The organism is Devosia sp. Micro-HW1, from assembly GCF_056341075.1.
The window spans coordinates 1,079,922-1,097,548 of the sequence record NZ_CP094375.1 but is presented as its reverse complement, the minus strand read 5'-3'; the positions used below and the strand labels follow the sequence as shown (position 1 = coordinate 1,097,548).

20 protein-coding genes are annotated in these 17,627 nt (G+C 62.5%); 9 read left to right on the top strand and 11 right to left on the bottom strand.

Translation table 11 applies throughout. The annotated features are described in order from the left end of the window. Positions 1-139: 139 nt before the first annotated feature. Positions 140-1,432 (top strand): MFS transporter, encoded by a 1,293-nt coding sequence (locus MQW79_RS05065; RefSeq protein ID WP_476587202.1) that lies wholly within the window; start codon positions 140-142, stop codon positions 1,430-1,432. Positions 1,433-1,587: 155 nt separating this feature from the next. Continuing rightward, on the top strand, positions 1,588-2,205 hold the full coding sequence (gene rpsD, locus MQW79_RS05060; RefSeq protein WP_476587201.1) for a 30S ribosomal protein S4: 618 nt from the start codon (positions 1,588-1,590) through the stop codon (positions 2,203-2,205). A 199-nt stretch (positions 2,206-2,404) separates the two neighbouring features. On the opposite strand, the gene sbmA is transcribed toward rpsD, so the two are convergent. Next, complete coding sequence (sbmA, locus tag MQW79_RS05055) at positions 2,405-3,721, bottom strand: peptide antibiotic transporter SbmA (RefSeq protein ID WP_476587200.1); 1,317 nt, start codon at positions 3,719-3,721, stop codon at positions 2,405-2,407. 218 nt (positions 3,722-3,939) lie between these two features. Between sbmA and ttcA the strand changes: the two genes are divergently transcribed. The 3 genes from ttcA to MQW79_RS05040 all read left to right on the top strand — a co-directional run bounded on the left by ttcA (position 3,940) and on the right by MQW79_RS05040 (position 6,405). Beyond that, positions 3,940-4,803, top strand: a complete 864-nt coding sequence (gene ttcA / locus MQW79_RS05050; protein ID WP_476588185.1) for a tRNA 2-thiocytidine(32) synthetase TtcA — start codon at positions 3,940-3,942, stop codon at positions 4,801-4,803. A 133-nt stretch (positions 4,804-4,936) separates the two neighbouring features. After that, entirely contained in the window at positions 4,937-5,749 is an 813-nt protein-coding gene (locus MQW79_RS05045) for an inositol monophosphatase family protein (RefSeq protein WP_476587199.1), read from the top strand. Positions 5,750-6,114: 365 nt separating this feature from the next. Continuing rightward, on the top strand, positions 6,115-6,405 hold the full coding sequence (locus MQW79_RS05040; RefSeq protein ID WP_476587198.1) for a DUF4287 domain-containing protein: 291 nt from the start codon (positions 6,115-6,117) through the stop codon (positions 6,403-6,405). On the opposite strand, the gene MQW79_RS05035 is transcribed toward MQW79_RS05040, so the two are convergent. Next, entirely contained in the window at positions 6,392-7,591 is a 1,200-nt protein-coding gene (locus MQW79_RS05035) for a pyridoxal-phosphate-dependent aminotransferase family protein (protein WP_476587197.1), read from the bottom strand. The genes MQW79_RS05040 and MQW79_RS05035 overlap by 14 nt on opposite strands. Before the next feature lie 99 nt (positions 7,592-7,690). Between MQW79_RS05035 and MQW79_RS05030 the strand changes: the two genes are divergently transcribed. From MQW79_RS05030 to MQW79_RS05020, 3 genes are read left to right on the top strand one after another with little or no spacing between them, the layout of a single operon-like run. Beyond that, positions 7,691-8,005 (top strand): ArsR/SmtB family transcription factor, encoded by a 315-nt coding sequence (locus tag MQW79_RS05030; protein WP_476587195.1) that lies wholly within the window; start codon positions 7,691-7,693, stop codon positions 8,003-8,005. Next, a complete protein-coding gene (locus MQW79_RS05025; RefSeq protein WP_476587194.1) occupies positions 8,002-8,316 on the top strand; it encodes an SRPBCC family protein in 315 nt (104 codons plus the stop codon). Before MQW79_RS05030 ends, MQW79_RS05025 begins: the two co-directional genes overlap by 4 nt. 45 nt (positions 8,317-8,361) lie before the next feature. Beyond that, positions 8,362-8,988, top strand: coding sequence for an ATP-dependent Clp protease proteolytic subunit (locus MQW79_RS05020; protein ID WP_476587192.1), 627 nt, complete (start codon positions 8,362-8,364; stop codon positions 8,986-8,988). A gap of 3 nt (positions 8,989-8,991) precedes the next feature. Here the strand turns inward: MQW79_RS05020 and MQW79_RS05015 are convergent, their stop codons facing one another. The 9 genes from MQW79_RS05015 to purQ form a co-directional block, all read right to left on the bottom strand. After that, positions 8,992-10,248, bottom strand: a complete 1,257-nt coding sequence (locus MQW79_RS05015; protein ID WP_476587191.1) for a multidrug effflux MFS transporter — start codon at positions 10,246-10,248, stop codon at positions 8,992-8,994. A gap of 117 nt (positions 10,249-10,365) precedes the next feature. Continuing rightward, on the bottom strand, positions 10,366-11,595 hold the full coding sequence (locus MQW79_RS05010) for an MFS transporter (RefSeq protein WP_476587190.1): 1,230 nt from the start codon (positions 11,593-11,595) through the stop codon (positions 10,366-10,368). 280 nt (positions 11,596-11,875) lie between these two features. Continuing rightward, complete coding sequence (grxD, locus tag MQW79_RS05005) at positions 11,876-12,211, bottom strand: Grx4 family monothiol glutaredoxin (RefSeq protein ID WP_476587189.1); 336 nt, start codon at positions 12,209-12,211, stop codon at positions 11,876-11,878. Positions 12,212-12,403: 192 nt separating this feature from the next. Continuing rightward, on the bottom strand, positions 12,404-13,033 hold the full coding sequence (locus MQW79_RS05000) for an HAD family hydrolase (RefSeq protein ID WP_476587188.1): 630 nt from the start codon (positions 13,031-13,033) through the stop codon (positions 12,404-12,406). After that, complete coding sequence (locus MQW79_RS04995) at positions 13,030-13,350, bottom strand: DUF6665 family protein (RefSeq protein WP_476587187.1); 321 nt, start codon at positions 13,348-13,350, stop codon at positions 13,030-13,032. Before MQW79_RS04995 ends, MQW79_RS05000 begins: the two co-directional genes overlap by 4 nt. A gap of 4 nt (positions 13,351-13,354) precedes the next feature. After that, on the bottom strand, positions 13,355-13,588 hold the full coding sequence (locus MQW79_RS04990) for a BolA/IbaG family iron-sulfur metabolism protein (protein WP_183310211.1): 234 nt from the start codon (positions 13,586-13,588) through the stop codon (positions 13,355-13,357). A 91-nt stretch (positions 13,589-13,679) separates the two neighbouring features. After that, entirely contained in the window at positions 13,680-14,282 is a 603-nt protein-coding gene (locus tag MQW79_RS04985; protein ID WP_476587186.1) for a hypothetical protein, read from the bottom strand. Between the two features lie 87 nt (positions 14,283-14,369). Beyond that, a complete protein-coding gene (gene purL / locus MQW79_RS04980) occupies positions 14,370-16,595 on the bottom strand; it encodes a phosphoribosylformylglycinamidine synthase subunit PurL (RefSeq protein ID WP_476587185.1) in 2,226 nt (741 codons plus the stop codon). A 16-nt stretch (positions 16,596-16,611) separates the two neighbouring features. Next, the gene (purQ, locus tag MQW79_RS04975; protein WP_476587183.1) at positions 16,612-17,280 is read right to left on the bottom strand and encodes a phosphoribosylformylglycinamidine synthase subunit PurQ; all 669 of its coding nucleotides are present in this window, start codon (positions 17,278-17,280) and stop codon (positions 16,612-16,614) included. Between the two features lie 174 nt (positions 17,281-17,454). Here purQ and MQW79_RS04970 point away from each other — a divergent pair, with 174 nt between their 5' ends. Beyond that, positions 17,455-17,610, top strand: a complete 156-nt coding sequence (locus MQW79_RS04970; RefSeq protein ID WP_476587182.1) for a hypothetical protein — start codon at positions 17,455-17,457, stop codon at positions 17,608-17,610. The last annotated feature ends 17 nt before the right edge of the window (positions 17,611-17,627 follow it).

The window sequence follows — 17,627 nt, the reverse complement described above, 5'->3', positions numbered from 1 at the left end:
TCGGAACATGCGCAAAGTGATCGTGGGAACTGGCCCTCGGGTCGAGCCCGAGGGCGGGCCAGAGATAATCCAAGCCCGTGACTTTCGAGACACACTCTCCCTTTGACCCTTCATCGCCAAAATGCGATGAGCGGGCATCATGAGCCCACACGCCCCCTCCGAGCCGAACAAGCTCGCCTTCACCTATGTCGGTTTCCGCTTCTTCTGGCTGACGACGCTGCTGGTCAGCTTCGCGGTGCAGATCATGTCGGTGTCCATCGCCTACAAGATCTATGAGGTGACACGCGAGCCGCTGCTGGTGGGCATGGTGGGCCTGTGCCTCTTCCTGCCGGCACTGCTGCTGATCCTGGTCACCGGCCTCACCGCCGACCGCTTTAACCGGCGTGGCATCATGGCCATCTGCCTCAGCGTCGAGTTGCTCTGCGCCATCGGCTTCCTGCTGTTCACCGAGGTGGAGGCGCACGAAGTCTGGCCGCTCTTCGTGATCCTTGTGATTCTCGGCATTGCCCGCGCCTTCTGGGGCCCCGCCGCCCAGTCTCTGGCCCCCAATCTTGTGCCGGCCGAAGCGCTGAGCAATGCCATCACCGTCAATGCCACGGCCTGGCAGATCGCCTCGATTGCCGGTCCCGCTGTGGGTGGCGTGCTCTACAGCTTTGCCGCGCCGGTGCCCTTCGCCACGGGCGCGCTGCTGCTTTGCGCCGCCGTCGTCAGTGTCCTGCTGATCCCCAAGCCACCGCAGCGCCAGTCGCATCAGGCGACCAGCATGGAGACCTTGCTGGGGGGCTTCCGCTATATCTTCTCCAACAAGGTGGTGCTGGGGGCCATTTCGCTCGACATGTTCGCGGTGCTGATGGGCGGTGCGGTGGCCATGCTGCCGATCTATGCAACCGACATCCTGCATGGCGGCTCGATTGCCAATGGCCTGCTGCGCGCCGCGCCGGGGATCGGGGCCATAGCCATGGCGCTGTTCCTCACCCGCTTCCCCATCCGCAATTTTGCCGGCCGCATTCTCTTCGTCTTCGTCGCGCTGTTCGGCGCCTTTACGGTCGTCTTCGGCTTTTCCACCTCGATCTGGCTGTCCATTGTCGCGCTGGCTCTGGTGGGGGCGTCCGACATGGTCAGCGTCACCATCCGCGAGACCATCATGCAGCTCTGGACGCCCGAGGAAGTCCGCGGCCGCGTCAATGCGGTCAATTCGGTCTTCATCGGCGCGTCGAACGAGCTGGGCGAATTCCGTGCCGGTACGGTGGCGCATTTCATCGGGCCCGTGGCCGCCGTGGTGATCGGCGGATTTGGCGCCATGGCCGTGGCCGGTATCTGGAGCGTGATGTTTCCGGGGCTGCGCGAGCAGCGGTCGCTGGATCACAAGATGGTGGCCGACGGAGTGGCAGAAAAACTCGATCCGGTGGCGGAAAGGCCTTCTGGCGCTTGACTCATCGGTGCGGCGCCTCTAAGACGCGCCCACCTATTCCGGCCTTCGGGCCCATAGGCGCACCCGGGATTCTCTGTTGGGAGTCTGTCGGTCCTGATGCAAATCAGGGCAGAGGAGGGCGCGATCCATTCAAACTGTTATGAAAAGGATACGCGATGTCGAAGCGTCATTCCGTAAAGTACAAGATTGACCGCCGTCTTGGCGAAAACATCTGGGGCCGTCCGAAGTCCCCGCTGAATGCCCGTGCCTATGGCCCCGGCCAGCATGGCCAGCGCCGCAAGGGCAAGCTGTCGGACTACGGTCTGCAGCTGCGTGCCAAGCAGAAGCTCAAGGGCTACTACGGCTCGATCACAGAGAAGGCCTTCCGCCGTCTCTATGACGAAGCTGCCCGCCGCAAGGGCGACACCGGCGAAAACCTGATCGGTCTGCTCGAAGGCCGCCTCGACGCCATCGTCTACCGCGCCAAGTTCGTCCCGACCGTGTTCGCTGCCCGTCAGTTCGTGTCCCATGGCCACGTCATGGTCAACGGCCAGCGCGTCAACATCCCGTCCTACCAGGTCAAGGTTGGCGACAAGATCGAAGTGCGCGAGCGCTCCAAGCAGCTCACCGTCGTTCTCGAAGCCGTCCAGCTGGCCGAGCGTGACGTTCCGGACTATGTGGAAGTCGACCACAACAAGATGACCGCGACCTATGCCCGCGTCCCGACCCTGTCGGACGTGCCGTATCCGGTCCAGATGGAACCGAACCTGGTCGTCGAATTCTACTCGCGTTAATCGCGGGTTCGACCCCAAGACTTGGAAAGGGCCGCTCTCCGGAGCGGCCCTTTTGTTTTGCTCAGGTGGCTTGCTCACCACCCACCAAAGGCAATCCCGACGCGTCCCTCCCTCTTCTTCGGAGGGAGGTTAGGTGGGGTTTCCCCGCGCAAGAAAAAGGCCGCCCCCAAGAGCGGCCTTCTCGTTCGTGCAGACCTTGTTACAGTCCCGCTGGCACGCCTTCCTTTCCGCCATCCGTGTCCGTCGGCAGCGGGGCGAATTCGGCGTCGGTGGCAAGGTAACGCGGGTCGTCATAGTCGACGCCGGAGACAGCACCATAGGGGATGTTGGCCTCAAAGGTGCGCAGGCGCTTGTAGACCGAGATCAGCGAAATGATCGTGGTCCAGCTATTGGCGAGGAACCGGAACGAGTCCTCCACCTGGCCGAAGGCATTGCTCACCTGCTGGAACAGGCCGAGCGTCAGCGCGCCGGCGGCGATTGACGGGGACATGGCGATGAGCGGCACGAAGTTGGCGCCCTGCAGGTACACGTAGCGCGCCACGTTGAAGTAGAGGTAGTGCCCATAAAGCCGGAAATAGTTGCGCTGCACGCCGAGAAAGAATTCCTTAGTGCTGAGCGGGCGGGCACGGTCATGGTGATCTTCGCCGTAGACCAGTTCCTTGCGGAAGGCCGCTTCCACGCGCTGGTTCTGGAATTCGAGGCCCGGCAGCTTGAAGCCGACAAGGCCGAGCAGGACCGTACCGGCCGCCGCCGAAACCAAAGCCACCCAGACGAGGCTCCCATTGACCGGCCCGACAATGGGCAGCTCGGTGATATTCTGCGAAAGGTCCCAGAGCAGCGGCAGGAAGACCAGCAGCGTCATCACCGAGGCAACCAGCGAAACCGCGAGGCCTTCGACAATATTGGCGAAGCGCTGCGCGTCTTCCTGGATACGCTGGGAGGCGCCTTCCACGCCGCGCAGCTTCGGCCAGTGGCTCATGTAGAAAAATGTCATCGCCCGGCGCCATCGGAACAGGTAGTGGGCGATGAAGAAGGCGTTGAGCACCAGCACTGCGATGCGTGGCAGCAGGACGTAGAGCACGGTCCACAGCTCGCCATAGATCTGATCGAGCGTCACGCTGCCCGGAGTGGTGAGGGCGCCCTGGAACATGTTGTAGAAGTCGCCATACCAGGCGTTCATCCAGGCGCCGATCTGCACATCGAAGAACACGACTTCGATAATGGTCACGGAGCCAACCACGCTCCACCAGTACCAGCGGCGGTTATCGCCGATCCAGTACCAGGGCACGCAGAACAGATACCCCGCCATCAGCACATATTGGTAGAGCCAGACCTTGTCTGCCGTCAGGAAGACATCGGGGTCGGCTTCGGTCGGAACCTGCGCCAGCCAGGGCGCCAAGCTGATCACGTTGGAGAGAGCAGGGCCCACCGTGAACCAGATGATCATGGCCAGTACGGTCCAGGCCAGGGCCGCGGTGAAGAAGAGCCGGGGATTGGGGAAGAATGAGCGGAACACCGGGAGACTCCAGGGTGTCGTGAGGATGTGTCATCTAACTGTGGCATTCAGCGCGAAACAAGGACGCAAACTTAAGCTTTGGTAAGGTTTGCACCGGTCCGAGCGACTATTTCCGCTCCACGCATGTCACAAGAACAGGCGCCGGACTTTCCATCGCGCCTTGAGAGCGCTATCAGCTACGCAACCGTTCAAACGAGAGTTTCGCCATGTCCGCGGTGATGGAAGCCCCCGCCACGCCCGACGAGGACGCCGATACCGGCGCCCATCCGATCTTTGCTCATGCACCGCGCTCGGTGGAGTTCAACAAGCTCCGCAAGCGCCTCATCCGCAACACGCGCGAGGCGCTGGACAAGTTCGTCATGGTACGGCCGGGCGACAAATGGCTGATTGCCCTTTCGGGCGGCAAGGATTCCTATGGCCTTCTGGCGCTGCTGCTCGACCTGAAATGGCGCGGCCTGCTGCCGGTCGAGCTGCTCGCCTGCAATCTCGATCAGGGCCAGCCGAATTTTCCCAAGCATATCCTGCCCGAATTCCTCACCGGTCTCGGTATCGAGCACCGCATCGAGTACCAGGACACCTATTCCATCGTCACCGACAAGCTGCCCCAGGGCGCGACCTATTGCTCGCTCTGCTCGCGCCTGCGTCGTGGAAATCTCTACCGCATCGCGCGGGAGGAGGGGTGCACGGCGCTGGTGCTCGGTCACCACCGCGACGACAGCCTCGAAACCTTCTTCATGAATCTCTTCCATGGCGGCAAGCTCGCAGCCATGCCGCCAAAACTCGTCAATGACGAGGGCGATCTCGAAGTCCTGCGCCCGCTGATCTACTGCGCCGAGGAAGACCTGCAGCGCTTCTCCGATGCCATGCAGTTTCCGATCATCCCCTGCGACCTCTGTGGGTCACAGGACGGCTTGCAGCGCAATGTCACCAAGGCCATGCTCACTGACATGGAAAAGGCCATGCCGGGCCGCAAAGATGTGATGATCCGCGCGCTGGGCAATATCAATCCGAGCCACATGCTCGACCCGCGCCTCTTCGATTTCGCCGCGCTCAGCATCAGGCGGGTGCAGGCCGAAGAATAAGGGTGGACCACCGGGACAAGCCCGGTGGTGACGATGGTGGGAACTGGGTGCTCGCCTCCATCGTCATTGCCCGGTTTATCCGGGCAATCCATCTACTAAGTGGCCGAAGGCCTCCCTCCCGAAAGGACTGACAATGAATGTTGATCGCCTCGCCGCAATCCTGAAACAGGCTGCACAGGAGGAGATCATGCCGCGCTTCCGGCGGCTCGACGATGGGACGGTAAGAACCAAGTCCGGCGCCTTTGACCTTGTCACCGAGGCTGATGTGGGCGCGGAGCGGGTCATCACCGCGGCGATCAGGGCACATCGCCCGGACTATCTCGTCATCGGCGAGGAAGCGGTCGCCGCCAATCCAAAACTGCTCGAAACCAGCCTTGAGGATCGAATCGTCATTTACGTCGATCCCGTTGATGGCACTGCCAATTTTGCCGGTGGCCTGCCGCTGTTCGCGGTCATGGCAGCGGTGGTCGAGAATGGCGAAACCGTTGCCGGCGTCATCTATGATCCCGTGGGCGACGACGTTGTAATGGCCGAACGCGGCTGCGGCGCCTTTCAGGTCTTTCCTGATGGCCGCATGATCCGCCAGAAGTTCGCCGATCCGGTGCCGCTCTCGGAAATGGGTGGCGCCGCCTCGACATCCTTCCTGCCGTTCGAGCAGCGACGAACCGTGCTGGGCAACCTGGCCAAGGTGAAGATGCTTGCGGGGTATCGCTGCGCCGGGCACGAATACCGCTATGCCGCCGGCGGCAACGTCCACTTCCTCATGTACAACAAGCTCATGCCCTGGGACCATGTCGGCGGCGCGCTGATCATGCGCGAATGCGGCGCCCATGTCGCAAAATTTGACGGCAGCGAGTACCGGCCTTCCGACACATCAGGCGGCCTGCTGGTCGCTGCTGACAAGGACAGCTGGGGCGAACTGCGGCGCGAGGTTTTTACGGTTTAGCGCTGGCGCCGTCACCCCACCCTCGGTCCCTCCCCATCAAGGGGAGGGAGGCGCAGGGCCGAGCTGCCATTGCTCATCGTCTCCCTCCCCCTTGTGGGGAGGGATCAAGGGTGGGGGTATCTCTCCCACCAGTCGTCACCTCGGGCTTGCCCGAGGGCTTTTCACTTGCCGGGCCATCCACGGACCGCCCGATCAAGTCGGGTAGTGACGATGAGCAAGGTGTTCAAGGTTACGGCGATACCCGAACCCTCCACCCCGTCGTTGCCCGGCTTGACCGGGCAATCCATACTTCCCCCCGACCCCACAACAATGTGTCGAATCCCGCCATCGCCGTCCGTCGCATCGGCGTAACCACGGAGAAAACCATGTCTTTCCAGGCCTATCTCGATGCGGTCGAAATCAAGACCGGCAAGACCCCGCGCCAGATCGTCGACGAGGCGAAAGCCAGGGGTTTTGACGATCCCAAGCTCAAGGCCGGCGTCATCCTCGACTGGCTGAAGGCCGAATACGACCTGGGCAAGGGCCACGGCATGGCGCTGGTCCATGTGATCCGCAAGGGCCCGGAAATCGACAGCAAGCATGTCGGCACGTCGGGCGTGCACCGGGACGAGAGCAACATGCTCTGGCTCGACGGCGCGGCCACTAAGCCGCGCTGAGCGACCGCGCCGCCGCCTCCACAGCCCCCGCGCCATGCGGAATGCCCAGCGCGCAGAGGCCAGCCTCCATCGTGCCGAGCACGCCCATCACCATATGGGCATTCACATGTCCCATATGGCCGATGCGCAGGTAGTCGCCATATTCGGGCTCGTGCGACATGGCCATGCCAAGGCCAATGCCAAGCGTGACCCCGGCCTCCTGTTCGAGCCACGTTCGCAGTTTTCCCGCGCCGCCATGGGGAATGGTGGCCGCCGTGACGGAATGACCGCGTGACCCGGTGTCCTTGACGTTGAGGCCGATGCCGCTGCCGTTCTGGCCCCAGGTTTCGAATGCCGTCCAGATGGCGCGGGCGAGCTTGCGGTGCCGTGTCCAGGTGGCTTCAAGACCCTCCTCGACCAGGATCATCTTGAGCACTTCTTCCAGCCCATAGAGATGCTGGGTCGGCGGGGTGCCGCCGAACAGCAGCCAATATTCGGTCGGGTCGATGCGCGGCACGGCGCTCCAATAGGGCGTGGCGAGGTCCGCTGTTGCGGCTGCCTTCAGCGCCCTGTCCGACAACCACAGCAAAGCCAGGCCCGGCGGCAGCATCAGACCTTTCTGGCTGGCCCCGACCACAAGGTCGACATCCCAGTCGTCCATGCGGAATTCATCGCAGCCCATCGAGGCAATGGTGTCGACGGCGAGCATGGCCTTGTGGCCCGCAGCGTCGATGGCGGCCCGCACCGCCGCCACGTCATTCCTGATGCTCGAGGCAGTGTCGACATGGGTCATGGTCACCCACTTTATTTTCTGCCCGGTATCGGCACGCAAGGCTGCTTCAATGCGGTTTGGGTCGGCCGCAGAACGGCCGAAGTCGAGCAGTTCCACCTCGACGCCCATCCGCTGGGCCGTGCGTGCCCAATTGACGCCGAAAAGCCCCGTGCCAATTCCCAGCGCCTTGTCGCCGCGCGAGAACATGTTGGTAATGGCCGCCTCCCAGCCGCCATGGCCGTTGGCGATGTAGATGGCCACGTGGTGTCTGGTCCCCGCCAATTGCTTGAGCCCATCGAGGGCGCGCCAGGTGAGGTCGATGATCTCGCCCTGATAGATATTGGGCGAGACCCGGTGCATGGCATTGAGAACGCGTTCGGGAATGACTGAAGGGCCGGGAATGGCGAGATAGGTGCGGCCGGTAACAGGAGGCATCGGGGAATCCGTCAAGAGAGGCCTCTACCGTATCCGTCCCAAGGGCGCATGCAAGCACCCCCTTGTCACGACTCATAAGTACGTGCTTATGTGTTTGACATGAGCGAAACTGAAATCTTCAAGGTCCTTTCCGATCCGACGCGCCGCGCCATTCTCGAACGCCTGTCGGCGGGCGAGGCGACGGCGACCGATCTGCGCGAAGGCTTTGCCATTACCCAGCCGGCGATGAGTCAGCACCTGGCGGTGCTGCGCGGGGCAGGGCTGGTGACCGAGCGCCGCGAGGGGCGGTTTGCCCATTATCGGGTCGACCCCAATGGCTTCGCGCCACTGCATGAATGGCTCGGGCGCTATCGCGCCTTCTGGCCAGAACGCATCGACAATCTCAGGGACGTGCTCAAGGAGATGGATCAATGAGTGACGCCGACAATGACCTGGTGTTCGAGACCGTCCTCGATGCGCCGAGCGAGAAAATCTGGCGGGCACTGACCATTCCCGAATATCGCGACCGCTGGCTGGACAAGCCCGCTGACGTTGAAGTCGAATTGGTGGCCGCCAATGCTAACAATGTGCTGACTTATTGCTGGCGGGAGCGGGACGAAATCAGCTTCGTCACCATCGAGCTGACGCCGCAAGACGACGGCCAGACCGGGTTCCGCCTGACGCATCAGCCGGTGATCGTACCGGCCGCAGCCAACGCCAATGAACCCATGATGCTGGCCGCCTAGTCCGCATCCGTCGTCCAAACCATTGAAATCATAAGGAGATCGCCGATGCGCGATATGATGAATCTCGTCCCTATGGTCATCGAGAATTCAAGCCGGGGCGAACGCGCCTTCGACATTTACTCGCGACTGCTCCGCGAGCGGATCATTTTCCTCAATGGCCAGATCGAGGACAACATGGCCTCGCTGGTCAGCGCCCAGCTGTTGTTCCTCGAAGCCGAAAATCCCAAGAAACCCATATACTTGTACATCAATTCGCCGGGCGGTGTGGTGACCTCGGCGCTGGCCATGTATGACACGATGCAGTTCATCCGCGCCCCGGTGGGTACCCTTTGCATGGGCATGGCCGCCTCGGCTGCGACGCTGATCCTGGCCGCCGGCGCGCCGGGCATGCGCGCCAGTTTGCCCAATGTTTCCATCATGTTGCACCAGCCCTCGGGTGGTTATCAGGGGCAGGTGACCGACATCATGATCCATGCCGAGGAGAGCCTGCGGCTCAAGCGGCGCACCAACGAGATCTACGCCAGACATTGCGGCCGGACTTATGAGGAGGTCGAAGCGGCGCTGGAGCGCGACCGCTATATGGCGCCGGAGGACGCCAGGGCCTGGGGCCTGGTGGACCACATCTATAGCGACCGGTCCCAGCTGGAATTGCCAGGACCGGCGGCAGTTTAGGGGTTAGTGGGCGTCCATGACGGGCGCGTCGTGACCCTCGGCATACTGCTCGCCCACGCCGAAGAGACGGCCCTTTTCGGCAACGAGAATGCAGATCAGGGCCAGGATGCCCATGGAGAAGTATCCTGCGGCGGCGGGAATGGTGGTGCCATCGAACAGCTGGCCGATATAGCCGCCGATCAGCGCACCGCCAACCGTCTGGATAAAGCCGAAGACTGACGCGGCCGTGCCGGCCACCGCGCCCAGCGGTTCCATCGAGAGTGAGTTCATGTTCGAGGCACACCAGCCGAAGGAGAACATGATGATGCAGAGCAGGCCGAAGAACAGCCAGAGCGGCAGGAAGCCTGAAAGGGCAAAGGCCAGCCAGATGCCGGCAAAGCCGGTGAAGCTCAGCATTGCGCCATGCGACAGGCGCCGCATGCCCAGCCGCCGCACCACCCGCGAATTGGTGAAGGACGAGATGGCCATCAGACCCGCCATGGCCGCGAAAGCGACCGGGAAATAGACGCCGAGCCCATAGATGTCGACATAGATCTGCTGGCTGGAGCTGATGAAGCCGAAGAGCGCACCGAAGAGGAACGTGCCGGCGAGGCCATAGGAAATGGCGACGCGGTTGGTGAAGACGATGCGGAAGCCGTCCACCACACCGGAAATGCTCAGCGGCCGGCGCTTGTCGAGCGGCAGCGTCTCGGGCAGGCGGAAGAAGGTCCATGCCCAGAAGGCCAGAGCCAGCGCGCCCATGAAGATGAAAATGGTCTGCCAGGGACCAGTCAGCAGCAGAACCTGGCCGATGCTCGGCGCGATGACCGGGATGGCCATGAACACCATGAAGACCAGCGACATGACCTCGGCCATTTCGCGGCCGGAATACCGGTCACGCACCACGGCGGTGGTGATGACACGCACGCTGGCGGCACCCATGCCCTGAATGGTCCGCAGCACGAGGAGCATGGCGAAACTCGGGGCGAAGGCGGCGGCGATCACCGCCACGATATAGATGGCAATGCCGACCAGCAGCGGCCCGCGTCGGCCGAACCGGTCGGTCAGCGGACCAAAGGCCAGCTGGGCGACGCCCATGCCGATCATGTAGGCGGAAATGACGAACTGACGCTCGTTTTCATGACTGATGCCAAGGGCTTCGCCCATATAGGGCAGGGCCGGGAGCATGACGTCGATGGCCAGGGCGTTGAGGGCCATCAATGCGGCCATGAGGGCAATGAATTCAGGGCGCGAGAGAACCCGCGTGTAATGATCTGACATGATTGAAACTCGTCGAGGCCGAGGGAGGCCCGGCCGAAGGAAGTGGCCGGACCATGAACCTGTTGGGCGACTTTGGCAACCCTTCAATCGGCAAAAGCCGATGGAAGCGGGAAAGTCTTATTCCGCCGGCTTCAGGACGAAGCCATCGTCGCGGCGCTCATTGATCGGGATATGCAGGGCTGCGGAGGCGAGACCCAGGATGATGCCAAGATACCAGACCAGGCTGTAGGAGCCGGTCTGGTCGAACGCGACGCCGCCTAGCCAGATGCCCATGAACGAGCCGACCTGATGGCTGAAGAAGGCCACGCCATAGAGCATGCCCATATAGCGCGGACCAAAAAAGGTGCTGACAAGACCCGCCGTGGGCGGGACGGTAGAGAGCCAGAGCAAGCCCATGGCAGCGCCGAAGGCGTAGGCGCTGACCTCGGTCACCGGGATAATGAGAAAGAGGCCGATGGCCACCGTGCGCAGGAAGTAGATCGAGGCCAGCAGCATCTGCTTGGGCAACTTGCCACCGAGATAACCGGCTGAGAGTGACCCGATGATATTGAAGAGGCCGATAACGGCAATGGTCCAGGCACCGACTTCTGGCGTCAGGCCGCAGAGGACCAGGTAGGCCGGCAAGTGAACGTTGATGAATGCGATGTGGAAGCCGCATACGAAGAAACCAATAACCAGCAGCCTATAGGAGCCAAAGTTCCAGGCGCGACGCAGGGCCTTGCCGAAGGGCATGTGGGCTTCCCCGGCGGGCGCCTCGGCCTTTCCGCGCAGCGCATAGCTCAGCGGAATGATCAGCAACAGGGCCATGCCGAGATAGACCAGCGCCTGCTGCCAGCCAAAGGCATTGATGAAGCCCTGGCTGATTGGCGCAAAGGCGAACTGGCCGAAGGATGAGGCGGCGGTGGCCACGCCGAAGATCAGCGAACGCTTCTCGGCCGGGACCGAGCGTCCGAAAGCGACCATTACCACCGAAAAGGACGAGATCGCGATGCCGACGCCGGTGACAATGCCGGCGGTGACGGCGAGCATGCTGGCCGAGGGCGAGAAGGCCATGCCGAGCACGCCCAAAGCATAGATTGCCGCACCGATAGCGATGGTCCGGCCGGTGCCGACGCGGTCGGCATAGGCGCCGGCGAAGGGCTGGGCGATGCCCCAAACCAGGTTCTGGATCGCCATGGCCATGCCCCAGCCTTCGCGCGTCAGGCCCAGGTCGGCTGACATGGGCAACGTAAAAAGGCCGAAGCTGGTTCGCACGCCGTTGCCGATGGCCGCTATGAGGCAACCCGCAATGATCAGGGCCAGCAGGGGAACAGCGCGGCGGGCGGGAGCAGCAACGGCAATGGTCATGGCAGAGTCTCAGCGGGACGTGCCCGCAATCTACGCCCGGCTCACCATCACGCAAAGCGATAATAGGTGATGAGGCTGATCAGAATTGGTGATGGGCAAAGCACCACCACCACCGCGTCATTCCCGCGAAAGCGGGAACCCCTGTTCCCTATGCGACACCGCCAACGGAGATTCCGGCTTTCGCGGGGATTTCCGTGCTTGGTAAAAGCAACTGCGAAAAAAGGAGAAGGCCCAGTCGGTTGAGACTGGGCCTTCCAAAACTGATTCACGCGCGAGACGCTCAGGCGCTCTGCTTGACCGCCACGCCAGCCTGCTCGAAATGGGTCTTGAGTTCGCCGGACTGGAACATTTCGCGCACGATGTCAGCGCCGCCGATGAATTCGCCCTTCACGTAGAGCTGGGGAATGGTCGGCCAGTTGGTATAGGCCTTGATGCCATCGCGCAGTTCTTCGCTTTCGAGAACATTGGCGCTGGAATAGTCGACGCCGAGATAGTTCAGGATCTGAACGACCTGGCCGGAAAAGCCACACTGCGGGAAATCCGGCGAGCCCTTCATGAAGAGGAACACGTCGTTGTTCTTCACCTTGTCGTCGATGAAGGCGTTGATATCGGTCATGGGAGGAGCCTTTCAATAAGTCCGGGTTCAAGGGCCGGCTTGAATTTGCCTTTAGATAAGACAGGAAATGGGCGCTGTCGAGGCCAGCATCGTCAGGTTGCGATGGATTACTGTGTGGCTCTGCACCGGTGGCGGTGAACGTGCCGGCGTCGCAGGCCTGCTCGCGAGCGACCATAGCGCCGGACCTTCGCGTCAGGCGAGACGGGACGCGATCCAGGGGTGGTCGAAGAACTGCAGGTTGGTGTCGAATAGCACAGCTTCCCAACCGGCCTTGTGCGCCACATCAATGACCTTGGCCGTATCATCGAAGAAGAGCGGCTTGCCGTCGAATGTGCCCATGCGCTCTTCGGCAAAGGCAAAGAAGCCCTTGTGCGCCTTGGTCATGCCGATGCGGGCCGAATAGAAGATGTCCTCGAATATCTCGCCCAGCCCCAGTGTCTGCCACAGCCATTGTGCCCGCATGTGATCCTGATTGGTGGCAATGAAGAGGCGTACATCGTCACGTAATTTCAGACGGCGGAGGGCCTCAATAAGTTCGGTGTTGAGGTGGCTGTCATTGGCCAGCCAATAATGGGCAAAGGCCATGCTGGACCCACGATAGCCCAAGCCCGGCAGCCGCCTGTCCAGCGCTTCGATCAGCGACGTCTTTCCAGTGACGACGCGTGTGATGAAGATGTCGAAGATGAATTCCTCGCGGAAGCGGTCGGGATCGACACCCAGGTCCGCCAGCAGGTTTTCGTCCCAGCGCCGTTGCCGCTCGGGGCGCGCGTGATAGCCGTGGACAAGGACGCCGTCGACGTCGAAGACAATTGCTCGTGTCATGGGCGCTTTGCGGGCGAGGCCCCCAGTCCGTTCAACACGTCCTGTGGAATCCCGAGGTCGCGGATAACGTCGGCATGCCCGCGGAAACCGAGCAGGTCGCGCTGGACAAAATAGGACCAGACAGCCTGCTGGGCCTCGGCGAGCCAATGTGGACGATTGGCGCCTGTTTTCAGTTCCGCGAGCGACTTGATGACGCGACGTTCCGCAGCGCCGAGCGAATTGGCCTGCTCGGCCAGAATTTCATGTTCAATGGCAGCTGTGCCGGCCTCGGGCCGCACCATGCGGATCAGGTCGAGCGAGTCTCGGAGACCCGACATGCCTTCAGTCCGGAACGCTGGTCTGGAGAGCGAGTGCGTGCAGGGCGCCGCCCATGTCACCCTGCAGGCTGTCATAGACCAGCTTGTGCTGCTGCACGCGCGTCTTGCCGCGGAACTGTTCGGATTTTACCGAGGCGGCCCAATGGTCGCCGTCGCCGGCCAGATCACGAATCTCGATTTCGGCATCGGGCAGGGCGGCCTTGATGCGGCGCTCGATCTCGCTTGCGTCCATGGCCATGTCTTGTCTCCCGATTATCTCAACTGCCGCCCGGACGGCGCCCGGGCGATCTCCTTGATATGGCACGTGGATGAGGCCGCTTCAACCGGCCCTATTGGGCAGGCGCGGTCTCTTCTTCGGTGGCCACTTCGGCACCGATGCAGCAATCCGCATCCGATCGTGTCGCGAAGTTGGCAATGATGAAGTCCACCAGCGGGCGGGCATTTTCTGCCTGTTCGGTGGCGTAGTAGCAGTCGAGCGTGTAGCCGCGACCGTTGGTGACCGCTTCGGTATGCACCAGCGTCAGCGGCATGCCCATGCTCGATTCCGGGCTGCTGCCTTCATAGATGAGAGCGGTCGCGTCCTGATAGGGCGTGGTGCCCTTGGCGCTGAGGGCGAAGCCCGGCATGACTTCGGCCCAGGAGGCGGCGACAGCAGCGTCATCCAGGGCACCGACTGCACTGTCCGCCGTCCAGCTCGTATCCTCGACGGGCACCACGCGCATGTCGCACTGCAACGGCGCTTCGGGGTGGCTGATCGAAGCGCTGACCGGCTCGACACCACTGCTGGTCACGGCCATCGGAGCCGGAAAGATCAGCGTGTATGGGCTGTCGGGCAGGATGGAGCGGGTCAGGTTGACGCTTTGGGCCGAGGCCATGGTCGGGCTGACGACAAGGCTCAGGCCGGCCAGTACTGCGACCAGGGTTTGCTTCATCATCTGCTCCTGTGAAAATGCCGTTCTTCGAGCAGCAAGGCGGCTCAAAGAACGGCAATCATATGGCAGTGGCGTCGAAATGCCAGACTAGCCGTTCATATAGCTGGGGAACCAGCGTTCATGGGCAACCTTGAGAGCCGCAACGGACACGGGGGTCGCGGTACCCAGGGTCAGGGTCGTGCCGCCGGTCGTGCCGATCCATGGGGCAAAAATGCCCAGCGCCTCGGCCTCTTTCCAGAGGGCGGCGATCTCGTCGCCCTGCGGGTCGAGGTTGAGCGTCACGAGATAGCGGCCCTGGTCTTCACCGAAGAAGGTCAGGATCGGGTCATTGCCTTCGACGTCGGTGACGGTGGCGCCGATGTCACCGGCCATGGCCATTTCGGCCAGGCCGACCCCGAGGCCGCCATCGCTGAGGTCGTGGCAGGCGCTGACGACACCCGAACGGATGAGCTTGCGCACGAAGTCGCCGGTCTTGCGCTCGGCGGCAAGGTCCACATGCGGGGCATCGCCATCACGGCGGCCAAAGAGGTCGCGCAGGTAGATGGACTGGCCGAGATGCGTACCGCGCTCGGCGGGTCCGCCAATGAGCAGGATAGGCTGGTTCTCGGCGACAAAGCCGATACCCACGCTCCTGGTCCATTCAGGCAGCAGGCCGACGCCGCCAATGGTCGGTGTCGGCAGGATGCCACGGCCATTGGTTTCGTTGTAGAGGCTGACATTGCCCGAGACGATCGGGAAATCCAGCGCGCGGCAGGCGTCGCCGATGCCTTCCACGGCCTTGACGAACTGCCCCATGATTTCAGGACGTTCTGGATTGCCGAAGTTGAGGTTGTCGGTGGCGGCCAGCGGCTCGGCTCCAACAGCGGTCAGGTTGCGCCAGGCTTCGGCCACGGCCTGCTTGCCGCCCTCATAGGGATTGGCTTCGCAATAGCGCGGATTGACGTCGGAAGTGAAGGCCAGCCCCTTGGTCTCATGACCCTCGACGCGGATAACGCCGGCATCGCCGCCGGGGCGCTGCATGGTATTGCCCTGGATCAGCGTATCGTACTGCTCATAGACCCAGCGACGCGACGAGCACTGATGCCCGCCGACCAGCGCCATCAGCGCCTCGGCCACATCCTTCTGCGGCACGTCGGACTTGACCAGAGCGGCGGGAGCCTTGGGTTCGGTCCAGGGGCGGTCATATTCGGGGGCTTCGTCGCCCAGTTCCTTGATCGGCAGATTGGCGACTTCCTGGCCCTGCCAGAGCACGCGGAAACGCAGGTCGTCGGTGGTGTGGCCGACCGTGGCGAAGTCGAGCTCCCACTTTTCGAAGACCTTGCGGGCAACCGCTTCCTTGTCGGGATGCAGCACCATGAGCATGCGCTCCTGGCTTTCGCTGAGCATCATCTCATAGGCGGTCATGTGGGTTTCGCGCACCGGCACCTTGTCGAGATCGAGCTCGATGCCGAGATCGCCCTTGGCACCCATTTCCACGGCAGAACAGGTGAGGCCCGCGGCACCCATGTCCTGGATGGCGATGACGGCGCCGGTGGCCATCAGCTCAAGGCAGGCTTCGAGCAGGCGCTTTTCGGTGAAGGGGTCGCCGACCTGCACGGTCGGGCGCTTTTCCTCGATGTCGTCACCGAATTCGGCAGAGGCCATGGTCGCGCCGCCGACGCCGTCGCGGCCGGTCTTGGCGCCGAGATAGACGACGGGCAGGCCGACGCCTTCCGCCTTGGAGTAGAAGATCTTGTCGGTGTCCGCGAGGCCTGCCGCAAAGGCGTTGACCAGATTATTGCCGTTGTAGCGGGCGTCGAATTCGACCTCGCCGCCAACCGTCGGCACGCCGAAGGAGTTGCCGTAGCCACCAACACCGGCCACGACGCCGTTAACCAGATGGCGGGTCTTTTCATGGCTCGGATCGCCAAAACGCAAGGCGTTCATGGCTGCAACCGGACGGGCGCCCATGGTGAACACGTCGCGCAGGATGCCGCCGACACCCGTCGCCGCACCCTGATAGGGCTCGATATAGGATGGGTGGTTGTGCGACTCCATCTTGAAGACAATCGCCTGGCCATCGCCGATGTCGACGACGCCGGCATTTTCACCCGGGCCCTGGATGACGCGCGGACCCTTGGTGGGCAACGTGCGCAGCCACTTCTTCGAGCTTTTGTACGAGCAATGCTCGTTCCACATCGCCGAAAAGATGCCCAGTTCCGTATAGGTCGGCTCGCGGCCGATCAGGTCGAGGATCTTCTGATATTCGTCAGGCTTGAGGCCGTGGCTGGCGACCAGATCGGGGGTGATGGCGGGTTCGTTGCGAAGAGTCATCAGTGATCTGGTCCGATTAGGCGACTTGCTGGAGGGCCGTGGCGAAGAGGGCGCGTCCGTCTTCCCCGCCGTGGGCGGCCTCGATGAGGTTTTCCGGGTGCGGCATCAGGCCCAGAACGTTCTTGCCCTCGTTGAACACGCCGGCAATGTCGTTGAGCGAGCCATTGGGGTTGGTACCCTCGGCATAGCGGAACGCCACCCGGCCTTCGCCTTCTATGCGCTTGAGTGTTTCGGCATCGGCAAAGTAGTTGCCGTCATGGTGGGCGACGGGGCTGCGGATAATCTGCCCCTTGGCATAGCCACGGGTGAAGTCCGTCTCGGCGTTGACGACCTCGAGCTTGACTTCGCGGCACACGAATTTCAGCGAGGTATTGCGCATCAATGCGCCAGGGAGCAGGCCCGCTTCGATGAGGATCTGGAAGCCGTTGCAGACGCCGAGCACTTTGACGCCCCTGGCGGCGCGTTCCCGGACCTTGTCCATTATGGGCGAGCGGGCGGCGATGGCGCCGCAACGCAGGTAGTCGCCGTAGGAGAAGCCCCCGGGAATGACGATGAGATCCGAGTCGGGAATGTCGGCATCCTGGTGCCAGACGACGGCCGGTTTGGCGCCCCCGATCTTGGTCAGTGCCGCGATCATATCGCGGTCACGATTGAGGCCCGGAAACACGATGACGGCGGCCTTCATCGGTCAATCCTTCTGTCTGTCAGGGATGCGCGAGGCCCTTGTGGTGAGTCTTGCTCGAAAAGGCAAGGCCCTGCGTTTTCATGCGTGCGAATTGCCCCTCTAATGTGGCGTAAAGTTGGAACTGTGACCGCCAGCGCGCCGTTGCGATTACAGCAATCTGAAAGGGAGGAGACCATGCAGCAGCAGACGCCCACCGGCGACAAGCCACTGACGGTTCGAGGACTTGATGGCAAGCCTCATCTGGTCACCGACATGAAGCCCCGCCAGCCGTCGGTCAAGCTACCCCGCGTCCGGCCGATCGTGCCCATGATATTCCGCCTTCCCGATTGATCGGGCCAGGCCGCCAG

Coding starts and splice junctions, on each gene's coding strand:
- MQW79_RS05065 (WP_476587202.1), top strand. CDS start 140: ATGAGCCCACACGCCCCCTCCGAGCCGAACAAGCTCGCCTTCACCTAT.
- rpsD (WP_476587201.1), top strand. CDS start 1,588: ATGTCGAAGCGTCATTCCGTAAAGTACAAGATTGACCGCCGTCTTGGC.
- ttcA (WP_476588185.1), top strand. CDS start 3,940: ATGGAAGCCCCCGCCACGCCCGACGAGGACGCCGATACCGGCGCCCAT.
- MQW79_RS05045 (WP_476587199.1), top strand. CDS start 4,937: ATGAATGTTGATCGCCTCGCCGCAATCCTGAAACAGGCTGCACAGGAG.
- MQW79_RS05040 (WP_476587198.1), top strand. CDS start 6,115: ATGTCTTTCCAGGCCTATCTCGATGCGGTCGAAATCAAGACCGGCAAG.
- MQW79_RS05035 (WP_476587197.1), bottom strand. CDS start 7,591: ATGCCTCCTGTTACCGGCCGCACCTATCTCGCCATTCCCGGCCCTTCA.
- MQW79_RS05030 (WP_476587195.1), top strand. CDS start 7,691: ATGAGCGAAACTGAAATCTTCAAGGTCCTTTCCGATCCGACGCGCCGC.
- MQW79_RS05025 (WP_476587194.1), top strand. CDS start 8,002: ATGAGTGACGCCGACAATGACCTGGTGTTCGAGACCGTCCTCGATGCG.
- MQW79_RS05020 (WP_476587192.1), top strand. CDS start 8,362: ATGCGCGATATGATGAATCTCGTCCCTATGGTCATCGAGAATTCAAGC.
- MQW79_RS05015 (WP_476587191.1), bottom strand. CDS start 10,248: ATGTCAGATCATTACACGCGGGTTCTCTCGCGCCCTGAATTCATTGCC.
- MQW79_RS05010 (WP_476587190.1), bottom strand. CDS start 11,595: ATGACCATTGCCGTTGCTGCTCCCGCCCGCCGCGCTGTTCCCCTGCTG.
- grxD (WP_476587189.1), bottom strand. CDS start 12,211: ATGACCGATATCAACGCCTTCATCGACGACAAGGTGAAGAACAACGAC.
- MQW79_RS05000 (WP_476587188.1), bottom strand. CDS start 13,033: ATGACACGAGCAATTGTCTTCGACGTCGACGGCGTCCTTGTCCACGGC.
- MQW79_RS04995 (WP_476587187.1), bottom strand. CDS start 13,350: ATGTCGGGTCTCCGAGACTCGCTCGACCTGATCCGCATGGTGCGGCCC.
- MQW79_RS04990 (WP_183310211.1), bottom strand. CDS start 13,588: ATGGCCATGGACGCAAGCGAGATCGAGCGCCGCATCAAGGCCGCCCTG.
- MQW79_RS04985 (WP_476587186.1), bottom strand. CDS start 14,282: ATGAAGCAAACCCTGGTCGCAGTACTGGCCGGCCTGAGCCTTGTCGTC.
- purL (WP_476587185.1), bottom strand. CDS start 16,595: ATGACTCTTCGCAACGAACCCGCCATCACCCCCGATCTGGTCGCCAGC.
- purQ (WP_476587183.1), bottom strand. CDS start 17,280: ATGAAGGCCGCCGTCATCGTGTTTCCGGGCCTCAATCGTGACCGCGAT.
- MQW79_RS04970 (WP_476587182.1), top strand. CDS start 17,455: ATGCAGCAGCAGACGCCCACCGGCGACAAGCCACTGACGGTTCGAGGA.